Origin of the sequence: Aeromonas sp. ZOR0002 (genome assembly GCF_963866995.1) — a bacterium.
Classification (GTDB): domain Bacteria; phylum Pseudomonadota; class Gammaproteobacteria; order Enterobacterales; family Aeromonadaceae; genus Aeromonas; species Aeromonas caviae.
In genome coordinates, this window is sequence record NZ_CAWMFQ010000313.1 from 717 (window position 1) to 1,666 (window position 950).

Annotated in this window: 1 protein-coding gene; it reads left to right on the forward strand. The window is 65.3% G+C overall.

Going from position 1 to position 950, the window contains the following annotated elements; all coding sequences use genetic code 11:
* Positions 1 to 813 (forward strand): alpha-amylase family glycosyl hydrolase (locus AACR77_RS17090; RefSeq protein ID WP_042882985.1); only part of this gene is annotated, 813 nt, incomplete at its 5' end.
* Positions 814 to 950 lie beyond the last annotated feature (137 nt).

Here is a 950-nt window from a genome sequence, read left to right on the forward strand (position 1 = left end):
GTGGGCGAGGTGTGGAAGGGCGCCGACGAGATCCGGGCAGAGGCTTACGGGCCGAGCGACAACCCGGCGCTCTCTTCGGCGTTCGACTTCCCGCTGCGCTACGGTCTGGTGCAGGCGCTGGCGGTGGAGGAGTCCGGTAAGGGCGGGCAGGGGGCCAGCGTGCTCGACGCCAGCTGGAACAAGGTGGAGAACTACCCGAACCACGCCATGCCCAACCTGATGCTGGGCAACCACGATCTGGTGCGCTTCGGCGATCTGCTGGAGCGCGGCAACTTCAATCCGGCGGACTACTGGCAGCGCCACAAGGCTGCCTTCAGCTTCCTGGCGGCCCGCTCCGGCCCCATCACCCTCTACTACGGCGAGGAGTTTGGCGACGAGGTGCCGGGCTTTGCCCAGCAGGTGGGGGGCGACTGTGCCGCGCAGGGGCTCTGTGACGATCACGTGGCCCGCAGCGATGGCAAGGTGCCGGGTGCCACCGGCTTCGTGCCGAGCAGCGAGCAGAGCGAGCTGAAACAGTGGCTCAGCCAGCTGCTGGCCCTGCGCGCCGCCCACCCCGCCCTCTATCAGGGGGAGCGGGTCAAGCTGGTGGCCGAGGGGAGCGTCTATGGCGACATCAAGCAGACGGCGGCGGAGCAAGTAGTCTACCTGCTCAACGTCTCAAGCACGCCCCAGAGTTACGTGGTGCCGGTCGGCAAGCTGCGCAGTGCCAGCGCCCTGGTGGATCTGCAAAGTGGCGAGAGCCTGGCCATCGGTGGCAACAGCGTGACGGTGGACTTGCCGCCGCTGAGCGGCCGCTTCCTGCTGGTGCGCTGAGCAAGGTTGGCAACAAAAAGGGCTCCGTGATGGAGCCCTTTTTCATGGCTCTGTCCCAGTTATGTGTTGAAAGGCTAACCTTGAAGTAGGTCATTACCTTGAGGGCCGCCATCATGGATACCCAAGCCTTTCAACAT